General features: G+C 43.5%; 9 protein-coding genes, 7 tRNA genes and 1 rRNA gene. 1 reads left to right on the top strand and 16 read right to left on the bottom strand.

What is annotated here, in order from left to right; genetic code table 11:
- The 6 genes from CI595_RS25595 to CI595_RS25620 form a co-directional block, all read right to left on the bottom strand.
- The coding region (locus tag CI595_RS25595; RefSeq protein WP_205728127.1) for a hypothetical protein at positions 1-353 on the bottom strand (353 nt) is incomplete at its 3' end.
- A gap of 395 nt (positions 354-748) precedes the next feature.
- Positions 749-1558: a peptidoglycan DD-metalloendopeptidase family protein gene (locus CI595_RS25600; RefSeq protein WP_095176443.1), complete on the bottom strand. Its 810-nt coding sequence runs from the start codon at positions 1556-1558 to the stop codon at positions 749-751.
- Positions 1559-1930: 372 nt separating this feature from the next.
- The gene (locus tag CI595_RS25605) at positions 1931-2800 is read right to left on the bottom strand and encodes a SpoIID/LytB domain-containing protein (protein ID WP_095176445.1); all 870 of its coding nucleotides are present in this window, start codon (positions 2798-2800) and stop codon (positions 1931-1933) included.
- Positions 2801-3059: 259 nt separating this feature from the next.
- Complete coding sequence (locus CI595_RS25610) at positions 3060-3623, bottom strand: tRNA 5-(aminomethyl)-2-thiouridylate-methyltransferase MnmM (RefSeq protein ID WP_095176446.1); 564 nt, start codon at positions 3621-3623, stop codon at positions 3060-3062.
- Positions 3624-3626: 3 nt separating this feature from the next.
- Positions 3627-4916 (bottom strand): O-acetylhomoserine aminocarboxypropyltransferase/cysteine synthase family protein, encoded by a 1290-nt coding sequence (locus CI595_RS25615; protein ID WP_095176449.1) that lies wholly within the window; start codon positions 4914-4916, stop codon positions 3627-3629.
- Between the two features lie 424 nt (positions 4917-5340).
- Positions 5341-6702, bottom strand: coding sequence for an MATE family efflux transporter (locus CI595_RS25620; RefSeq protein WP_095176451.1), 1362 nt, complete (start codon positions 6700-6702; stop codon positions 5341-5343).
- A 326-nt stretch (positions 6703-7028) separates the two neighbouring features.
- Between CI595_RS25620 and CI595_RS25625 the strand changes: the two genes are divergently transcribed.
- Positions 7029-7802, top strand: coding sequence for a DUF6062 family protein (locus CI595_RS25625; protein WP_095176452.1), 774 nt, complete (start codon positions 7029-7031; stop codon positions 7800-7802).
- 44 nt (positions 7803-7846) lie between these two features.
- Here CI595_RS25625 and CI595_RS25630 read toward each other — a convergent pair whose 3' ends face one another.
- From CI595_RS25630 to CI595_RS25675, 10 genes are all read right to left on the bottom strand, one after another.
- Entirely contained in the window at positions 7847-8872 is a 1026-nt protein-coding gene (locus CI595_RS25630) for a DUF4179 domain-containing protein (RefSeq protein ID WP_095176454.1), read from the bottom strand.
- Entirely contained in the window at positions 8862-9428 is a 567-nt protein-coding gene (locus CI595_RS25635; RefSeq protein ID WP_095176456.1) for a sigma-70 family RNA polymerase sigma factor, read from the bottom strand. The genes CI595_RS25630 and CI595_RS25635 overlap by 11 nt, the downstream gene beginning before the upstream one ends.
- Before the next feature lie 411 nt (positions 9429-9839).
- A tRNA-Lys gene (locus CI595_RS25640) sits at positions 9840-9912 on the bottom strand.
- Between the two features lie 33 nt (positions 9913-9945).
- Positions 9946-10018, bottom strand: a tRNA-Phe gene (locus tag CI595_RS25645).
- Between the two features lie 12 nt (positions 10019-10030).
- Positions 10031-10104 (bottom strand) — tRNA-Met (locus CI595_RS25650).
- Positions 10105-10137: 33 nt separating this feature from the next.
- A tRNA-Thr gene (locus tag CI595_RS25655) sits at positions 10138-10210 on the bottom strand.
- A 34-nt stretch (positions 10211-10244) separates the two neighbouring features.
- Positions 10245-10326, bottom strand: a tRNA-Tyr gene (locus CI595_RS25660).
- Positions 10327-10331: 5 nt separating this feature from the next.
- A tRNA-Val gene (locus CI595_RS25665) sits at positions 10332-10404 on the bottom strand.
- Positions 10405-10439: 35 nt separating this feature from the next.
- Positions 10440-10513, bottom strand: a tRNA-Asp gene (locus CI595_RS25670).
- A gap of 82 nt (positions 10514-10595) precedes the next feature.
- Positions 10596-10716, bottom strand: a 23S ribosomal RNA gene (locus CI595_RS25675); the annotation flags it as partial.

Raw genomic sequence — 10716 nt, forward strand, 5'->3', positions numbered from 1 at the left:
TCCGGGTCTGGATTCGGATTTTCCGGGTCCGGGTTCTCCGGGTCTGGATTCGGATTTTCCGGGTCCGGGTTCTCCGGGTCTGGATTCGGATTTTCCGGGTCCGGGTTCTCCGGATTTGGATTTTCCGGATCTGGTTCTACAGGATTTGGATTGTCTGAGTTCTCGGGATTCTCCGAACCTGTCGGTTTTTGGTTTTTATCCTGATCTTTTATACTTGCAGAATCCGTATCCTCAGGCTCTTCAATTTTATTTGTTCCAACCTTTGTCATATCGCCGGCAAAAACAGCGGACGGTGTAACCATTGTCAGTACCACTGTTACAGCCACGACTCTGCTCAATTTTTTTAAATGCATAGAACTCCTTCCATTCCATCTTTTTCCTACTGCAAAAAAGCATAAATTTCCTTATACTTTATATTTTCACACCATTCTTTTCCAATGTCAACAAGAAAATAAAAATTCACTAAAAATTCAAACAAACTAATTAAAAATTTACATTGTATACAAATTTACCTATCTTACTTTAAAATATACCATTTTAGAGGTTTCAAAAAGCATTACAAAACTATATATTTTTATTTTTCATCCAGATTAATGAAACATTTTTTTTAATAAACTACCCTTTTTTGCGCCTCATACCCACAATAAAACTTTTGTAACAGTTCAGTACCTTACAGTAACAGCTTTTTCTATGTAAATATAAAAACCCACTTCAAGACAATTGTTCTGTCTTGAGGTGGGTTTCTTGATTACGGCAGGTACTGGATAGGATCCAGCGGACTTCCGTCTTTCTTCAGTTCAAAATAAAGGTTTGCACCCTCTTTTGTATAATATTTTGTAGGTTCATTCACATAACCAAGTGTTGCTCCTGCCTCTACATACTGCTCCGGCTGGAATGCCACATCTTTTAACTGACCGTAAATTGCCTGATATCCATTGCCCAGGTCAACAGTAACTGTTGTTCCTGTCTCAACACTTTCTTCCACAGCCACTACCTGACCGTTTGCAACGGAGGCCACTGGCGTATCAACCTCTGAGGAAATAGCAATCGCCGGGCTGTATTTATATTCATTCAGAGTGGGGAAATATACAGTGTGTTCCATATCGTAATCAATGACTACCTGTCCACTTACAGGCCACTCCATAAGAGAGCTTTCTGTAAAGTTCACATCCGGTGCAGTTGCCACTGCTGCCTGATTGTCCACCTCTGCGGATGCATCCTGTGTATCAGCCTCCGGCTGTGTATCCTCTGCTGCAGATGCGTCTGCAGATTCTGTCTGCTCTGCTGCAGGCTCCTGGACTGCTTCTGCCTGTGTATCTGCCTCTTCCGGCACTTCTCTGGTACCTTCAACCTGAGTGGTGTTGGCATCCTGGGATTCCTCCTCAGGTTTTTCTTCTGTTGTCATTGCCTCGTCAGAAGTATTCTCCTCATTCTTGACAAGTTCCTTTTCATTCGGTGTGCTCTTACTCCCAGACTGATATACAGCCGCACATGTTACAACTATGGCCAGCACTAAAAAACTGCTGAGAGCCACGCGGATTTTGTTTCTTTTACTCATATTCTTCACCTCAACCTATAGTGGGCATCCGCCCCTTTTGTTGTTACTGTTTACAGCCTAAAAAGCGCAGTTATTTGACCAGTAACACGCTTTGCTATGCATCGCGCTGCATCCCTTTGGAAAAATCCTTCCCGGGAAAGTGGATGTAAATAGTAACCATTTGTTTTCTCTTATAGGATTGCCAGAATATGTGAACTTATACATAATTTTAAAATTCCGCGCGGCAGCTCTTTTGTAACAGTTCAGACAAGCTGAACCGTTACGCATCCAGCCATTAAAAATCGCTTCGCGATGGGCTGGATAAAGCTGGCACTACTTTTTCATACGGTCAGCGCAGTAAATGCGCAGACCTATCTGAACTGTTACGCTCTTTTACTTTTGTATTTCCTTCAATTTTAGATCAGGAAAAAAATAATTTAAGATTTCCTCATACTTTTTCTTTTGTCCCGCCATTTTTTCCGCTGTATATTGGCTCAGTCCTACCCCATGACCAATACCTTTACAGAGGAACCTGACCTCATTTTCCAATGTCTGGACCGTAAAACAGGAGGAAGGCAGATGCAGGATCTCCCTTATCTTCTCCCCCTGAAATTCCTGGTTTCCCACATTGATCTCCATAACATAACCCGCACTGTCTGTATTTTTGATCTCAATTTCCCCTATATCATCAATGGAAAAACCGGGATATGTGTTCTGGATCTGCTTTTTCAGATCATCCAGTGAAAAATAACACCCCTGTATGTAGGAAGGGCTGTTGATATCTTCCGGAGTATCCACGGAAGGCGCATAGGAAAAAGCATCTCCAAGTACCTCCTGGGCATCCCTGGTCTTTCCCTGGCTCAGTTCATGATAAGGAAGTTCTACCACATCCCCGTCTTTCATAAGTACCTGCCCCCTGGTATCAGCCGCCGCATCCTGGAACTTCTGGAACTGCTCCAGGAACAGATCATCCATCTTTCTTCTTTTCAGCGCCTGGGAAGCATTTTGAATGGTATTTGCGGCGGTCCCTCTCTTCCACTCCAGATAAAGATTATTTCTGGCGATAATGGTTTGTGCTTTTATGGCTTCACGGGGCGCATCCCAGGATATCTGAGATGCTGTGACAGCCGGAAGATAATCTTCCATATCTGATTCCCTGGAAACAGGGCACGCTTTCCTCCCGCATATAATAACAGTCAAAAGATATGGCAGTAAAAATAATATGAGTATTCCGGAAATCCCCGGACCTTTTCCTGCTTTCATACAAAACCCGGCCGATTTCTTTCTTTTATTATATGAATCGGCATTCTCGTCCCATACCTATTACATGCAATCAGGGAATACACTGCCCTTTCGCAATGTATTCCCTGAGAAAAAGTTTTATTTTTGTAACTATTCAGCAGGTCTGCGCATTCACTGCGCTGACCGTAAGAAAGTGTACCACGGCCAAGCAAAAATCCCATCGCCAAAGGCGGCTCTGCATGGATTTTTGCCTGTAACTGTGAGGGTACTGAACAGTTACTTATTTTTTTATGACCAATACCGGTATGGGCGGATTATTTTCTCTGTTATAGTATGTACTCAAAATGACTACATATTTCCTGCTGTCCAGATTTTTCAGCATTTCCAGAATGCTGTCCCTCTCCTCAAAACCGGTATCTCCTCCGCTGTATATGCAAAGACTCATAACACCGTCCTTTTTTAACAGCTCCAGGCCCTCTAAAATGGCCCTCAGACTGTTTTCAGGCTTTGTGGCAAGAGAATGGTCACCACCCGGTAAATATCCGAAATTAAAGAATATACCGTCAACTGTCTCTTTCCGCTCATACAGGCCCATATTGGTATGACTCTCCAGCAGTAGTTCTGCCCGCTGCCTCAAACCATTCCGCTCCAGCAGCTCCTGCGTGGCATCAAGTGCCTGCTGCTGGATATCAAAGGCTTTTACACGGCCAGTCTCACCTGCCATCCTACACAGAAAAAGCGTATCATTTCCATTCCCCATGGTGGCATCTATATAGACACCTCCGGGCTTTGCATGTATTCTAAAGCTTTCATGGCACCACTCTGTGATCTGATATGATTTCATTTCTTACTTTGTGCTGGCTTCCAAAGCCTGTGCCAGGTCTTCAATAATATCCTCTACATTCTCAATCCCCACGGAAAAACGGATCATTCCCGGTGAAACCCCTGCTGCCACAAGCTGTTCATCATTTAACTGCCTGTGTGTATGGCTTGCGGGATGAAGGACACTTGTTCTTGCATCCGCAACATGCGTTACAATTGCTGCCAGCTTCAGGCTGTCCATAAATTTCACTGCTGCTTCCCTTCCGTCCTTCAGTTCAAAAGAGATAACACCGCAGGTACCCTTCGGCATATATTTCTTAGCCAGTTCATAATATTTATCTCCGGGAAGCCCCGCATAATTTACATGGCTTACCAGGGGATGTTCATTGAGGAATTCAGCCACTTTCCGGGCATTATAGCAATGACGCTCCACACGCAGGGCCAGGGACTCCAGGCTGGCATTCAACATAAAACAGTTAGTGGGAGATGGAATAGAACCCAGGTCACGCATAAGCTGCGCATTAATTTTCATGATATATGCTGCTTTTCCGAACTGCTTTGTGTACACCACCCCATGATAGGATTCATCAGGCCTTGTGAGACCGTGGAATTTATCACCGTAAGCATCCCAGTCAAAATTACCGCTGTCAACAATAGCGCCGCCTACCTGCATTGCATGTCCGTCCATATATTTTGTTGTGGAATGGGTTACAATATCCGCTCCCCACTCAAATGGGCGGCAGTTTACAGGTGTTGCAAATGTATTATCAACAATCAACGGAACCCCGTGGGCATGTGCCAGACCTGCAAACTTTTCGATATCCAGAACAACAAGCGCCGGATTGGCAATGGTCTCAGCAAAAACAGCCTTAGTGTTTGGCTGAAAAGCTTTCTCCAACTCTTCTGCGGGTGCATCCGCATCCACAAAAGTACACTCAATGCCCATCTTCTTTGCTGTCACGCCCAGCAGGTTCAGTGTACCGCCATAGATGGCAGACGCGCAGATCACATGGTCCCCCGCCTCACAAATATTAAATACAGCATAAAAGGTAGCGGCCTGCCCTGATGAGGTAAGCACTCCCGCTACACCACCTTCCAGGTCTGCAATCTTAGCTGCCACCAAATCATTGGTCGGGTTCTGGCATCTTGTATAAAAATACCCTTCGTCTTTCAGATCAAAAAGACGTCCCATCTCCTCAGTGGTATCATATTTAAATGTTGTACTCTGGTAAATAGGCAGAATCCTTGGCTCTCCTTTTTTTGGTTTCCATCCGGACTGCACACATTTGGTTTCAATACGAAATTCTTTATCCATTGTTCTTTCCCCTTTTCATAATATACCAAAACTGTAACGGTTCCGTACCTCCACAGTTACAGGCAGAACTTTACTGTTATTCATTTTACATAACAGTTCAGACAGGTCTGCGCATTTACTGCGCTGACCGTATGAAAAAGTAGTGCCAGCTTTATCCGGCCCATCGCAAAGCGATTTTTAATGGCCGGATGCGTAACGTTTCAGCTTGTCTGAACTGTTACCATTTTATCACGATTCCTCTATTCTGTCATCTTCGTAAATATTGTTTTTTGCTTATCCTCTGAAATTCGTTACGGATCACTCCGTTTCCAGTAACATGCTTCGCGATGCACAGATATAGATCATTCTGCCCCATATCGCGCTTCGGGATTTTCATGCTTCCAGAATGAAAACGCCTCCCAGTCCAGTGGCCTGTGAACAGTATCTAAAATTCTTTCCGTCCGCTTTTATAATATTTCACAAAGATGATCAGGAACCAAACCGGCAGCACCAAGCCCTTCAATACACAGGAAAGACTCAGCGTCCACCATACACCATTAAGTCCGAGAGCCGTAGAGGACAGCAGCATAGCTCCGGGTATCCTCAGTGTATTAAAAACAATTCCTGTCACAGAAGGAGGAACCGTCTTTCCAAATCCCTGAAAAGCTCCGGCCGTGGTAATCTCCATACACATAAAGAACTCGGATATCCCTATTATTCTCAGATAATCCACGCCCATGGGCAATACATCTTTCTCCGTAATAAAAATCCGAAAGAAAAATTCAGGAAACGCTATCAGAATAAAACTGGTAAAAATCCCCCAGAGCGCCATGATCCCCATGGCTGTCTTATAGCCTTTTTTTATCCTCTCCCTTTTTCCTGCTCCGTAGTTCTGGGCTACAAATGCGTTCACTGCCGTTGAAAATCCTCCTGCAGCCATCCAGGATATAGACTCTATCTGGCTTCCTACCTTCTGTACTGCCACCGCGGCATCTCCCCACCCTGCGATCAGACGGGCAATTACCATGGAAATCCCGGAAAACAGCGCATCCTGTACAGCGGGTGGAAATCCAATACGCACGATATCACGCACGTGCTGCTTATCCGCCCTCTGTGTCAAATGAATATGTTGAAAAATAACCGGCTCACTCCAAACAGTGGCCAGATATAGTACAAACACAATAATCTGGGCAAATACAGTGGCAAGAGCTGCGCCTGTGACGCCCATACCTGGAATTGGTCCAACTCCAAATATCAAAACCGGGTCAAGCACCAGATTAATGATCAGACCAATGGTAGTTGCTCTGAAAGCGGCCATGGTATTTCCCATAGCTGTCAATATCCCGGTAAATACCTGATTTAAAAAGGAAAATACGATAGCCCCGCAGGTGATCAGCAGATAGATTTCTGCATCACGAATAACCTCCGGGCTGTTAAGCTTAAAAAATCCAATCAGAGGCCCGGCAAATAACACACAGAGTATTCCGTATATAATCCCCAGCAGCGTTCCCATCCGCATAGAGGCTCTGGCATAGTCGATCGCAGCTTCTTTATCCATAGCTCCAAGTGACTGCCCCACTGTCACCTGTCCCCCGATCCTGGGTATGGTGGTAATACCGTTTGCCAGCCACATATACATACCGGCTGCCCCTACTGCAGCTACCGCGTTGCTGCTGACACGTCCGATCCAGATCATATCCACCATATTGTACGCCATCTGTATCAATGATGTTCCCATAATGGGAAAAGCTAATCTTGCCATAGAACCCGCTATAGGCCCTTCCAGCAAATCCACATTTCTCTTCATTTTTCTTTCAAATCCCCACTTTCAACTCTAAATCCTATATTATCAGACACAAAAAAATCTGCAACCGATTCCCGGACGGAACTCTGGAGGAGTTCCTGCCCACAGTTTCCGGAAAACACCGTTTTTTACACAGTAACCGGAAGTTTTCAACAGAACATGGATCTTTCCCGGGAGTTATCCACACTTTTTTTAGATATCCACATAAATCCCCTGGAAAAACCGGTATTATTATTGTATCGCATAGAAATACATTTTGCACTCTTTCTTTCTTATTTTTTTTATGTTACTCTAATATCAGACAAGCAAAGAAACCGGGGGAAGAAAAAATGAAGGAAAAAATATACACGATACCGCTGATGGATGCATTCCATGCCGGCGACGAATGTCCTTTCTGCTTTATCGAAAGAAATCTGGAACAGCACTCCATGGACTTTGTCCTTGGATCCGGTGCCTCCTATATGGAGGACGATGTACGGGCAGAGACAGATCAACTGGGGTTCTGTCATGAACACTATAAGAAAATGTTCGATTATGGAAACCGTCTGGGCTGCGGGCTGATCCTCACCACACACTTTAAGAAAAAAAACGAAGAGCTGAAACAACAGATCAAGATGTTCTCTCCTGGAAAAGCCTCCATGCTGGGTCATTTTAAAAAGGCAAAACTGGATGCGGACAATCCTAAAACAAACATTGGTGCCTGGGTTAAGGAACAGGAGCAGAACTGTTATATCTGTGACTACTACAAAAATACATATGTGCGCTATCTTGATACTTTTTTTGAACTATACAGAAAAAATCCGGAATTTGTAGATTTATTTAAAAATAGCAAAGGCTTCTGCCTCTCCCATTTTGGCGATCTGGTAGAAACGGCGGAATCCCTACTCTCTGACAAGGATAAAGCTTCCTTCTACGAAATCCTCTTTCCTCTCATGACTGATAACATGCAGAGAGTCACAGATGATCTGGAATGGTTCTGTGATAAATTCGATTATCGAAACAAGGATGCGGACTGGAAGAACTCCAGAGATGCCATACAACGGGGGATGCAGAAAGCCGGAAGCGGTTATCCGGCAGATCCGCCGTACAAAGCAGATTTATAACGCAAAGGGGACAGGCGTAACCGCCTGCCCCTTTTCTCTCACAGTCACCTTATATTGATAACAAATTCATCTCCGGCCTGTTTAAAATCATTACTGAGTCTCCCGCTCTGCTCCGGAAATTTCACAGCGTATGGTGTCAATTGCAATTCTGTGGCCTCATCACTGAGATTTCCGTTATCAATGGTGGAGATATTCATTCTTCCCACTCCATCACTCCACCGGGAAAATGTAAACTCCACCGGATTTCCACAATCATCCACACCTCTTAAAACAAGATCATAATCACATTCACCCGTAGATGTGGAAAAGTATATTTTTTGCCCCAGAGGATTATCTGTAAGCTTATCAAGATGTACTTCCGTTCCATCTTCCAATGTGAAGGTCTGATCTAATTCAATGGTATTTGTACTCTGTGCAAGTTCTTCACCGGATGCAGAGAATTCAAAATCCCATGTATCACGTGTATTATCGTAGTCCATAAACTGTATTTCAAAATCAAGAGTCTGGCTTAGATCAACCCCTTTTATATCACACTCGGAAATAGATACCAGTGTATGATCCCCCTCCTGCTTTTCTCCGCCGGATGAGCTGTCCGATACACTTTTTCCATTGATATATATTCTTTCCCCAATCAGTCTTTTGCTCTCATCCGTGATCTTCTCATCATACTCCTTTGTAGCGGATATTAGGATCTCATCTTCATTGACAATCACCTCATTTAAAGTGATCGTAATGCCATTTGTAGTCACTGACTTCCCGACTACTGTTTTGTAAGGTTCCAGATCCTTTTTAATCCCAAGTATTGTAGCAATATCATAAGAAATTGATTTTACAGCAGCCTGAACAATATAATGCAGCGGACCGCTCCCCAGGCCTACCGCAAGAACCAACGCAGCAGCACAGACTCCGGCTACCGGTTTCCATCTTTTTTTCTTTTTTCCTGTCACGCCAATCTTTTTGGAAACATTTTTCTTCCAGCGCTTGTTTTCTATATCATTTGCTTCCTCTATTCCATAACTTCCCATATCTGTCTGAATGTCATTTAATAATTCATATATATTACTGCTCATAACTTTTTTCTCCTCTCTGTCCGGAAAACAGTTTCCTGATTCTCCTTCTTCCCCTGGAAACTCTGTTATATATCACATCTTTTTTCAAACCTGTCTGTCTGCTCACTTCTTCCGGCTCCATCTCATCCACATAAAGCTTTAGAAATAATTCTCTGTCCTCAGGATTCAGACAACTGAGCATCTCCTCCATCTCCTCAGACAGCTCCTTTTCTATTAACCTCATCTGTTCTCTGTCCTCCTCCCCTGCGGTCACATCATCCAGATTCTCCATCTGTTCTCTGTTTAAGTATTTCCGCTTATAATCAATTGCCTTATACCTGGAGATACCTGCGATCCAGTTTAAAAAACTACTCCTCTCAGGACGAAAGGAATCTATATTCGCCCAGACTGCCAGGAACACATCATTGATACACTCCTCCTGATAATACTCCAATGAAAACAGATGTTTTTTTACAACAGATTTAACAATACGTCCATAGTTGTCGATCACATATTCAAGAGCCTTCTCGTTCCGGAACTTTAGCTGCTCTATAAAGTTATCTTCGTTTATTTTCATAAGATGTCACCCGATTCTATATTCTTTAACGGCCGTTACACTATATACTTCGTATAGACATAAGTGATTTCTATCCATATATGAATAAAAAATAAAAAACTTTTTCACATTTCTTTTACTATTTCATCACAGATTCATCACATTTACAATGTATATTAGTATTTGAACAAAGCCAATAAGACTTTTTTCAAAATCTTTTTCTTTTTCATATGCCGGTATTCCCTTATACCGGCTCTCCTTCTTTTTATATTTTTATAAAAGTAGACATGAAAATAAGAGGCCATAATCTATCCCCCCTCAAGATTATGGCTTCTTATTTTCTGTGTAGAGATTTCTGATGACCTTCCCCGCAAAAAAATAATAAAAAAACAGCCCAAATGCAGAAATATCTGAATTTGAACTGTCTTACAGTGAAGCATCGGGGATTCGAACCCCGGACAACTTGATTAAAAGTCAAGTGCTCTACCAACTGAGCTAATGCTCCATATTCAATTAACATACTAATAGGCAATAAAAATGCCCAGAGCCGGAATCGAACCAGCGACACGAGGATTTTCAGTCCTCTGCTCTACCAACTGAGCTATCTGGGCGTAAAACTTGAGTAGCGGGGACAGGATTTGAACCTGTGACCTTCGGGTTATGAGCCCGACGAGCTTCCAGACTGCTCCACCCCGCGTTATTAATTTAAATCAACAATTTATTGTTGAAAAGCCGATGATCGGACTCGAACCGATAACCTGCTGATTACAAATCAGCTGCTCTGCCAATTGAGCCACATCGGCATATTCACTTTAAAGTCTAATCTTATCAGCTAAATGGACGATGGTGGATTCGAACCACCGAAGCAATTTGCAGCAGATTTACAGTCTGTCCCCTTTGGCCACTCGGGAAATCGTCCAAAAATGGGACCTATAGGGCTCGAACCTATGACCCTCTGCTTGTAAGGCAGATGCTCTCCCAGCTGAGCTAAGATCCCATTATATTTTATTATTTTCTTTTTCAAGAAAATAACGACCCAGAAGAGACTCGAACTCTCGACCTCCGCCGTGACAGGGCGGCGCTCTAACCAACTGAGCCACTGGGCCATCACGAAGGTATATACCTTCAAAACCGCATATACAAAACACAAAAACCTTTTTTCTTACCCGCCGTTCGCACTTTCGTGCTTAGGTCAAGCCCTCGACCGATTAGTAGCAGTCAGCTCCATACATTGCTGCACTTCCACCTCTGCCCTATCCACCTCGTCGTCTTCAAGGGGTCTTACTTCTTTATAGAATGGGATATCTCA

The organism is Blautia hominis (genome assembly GCA_002270465.1).
Taxonomy (GTDB): Bacteria; Bacillota; Clostridia; order Lachnospirales; family Lachnospiraceae; genus Blautia; species Blautia hominis.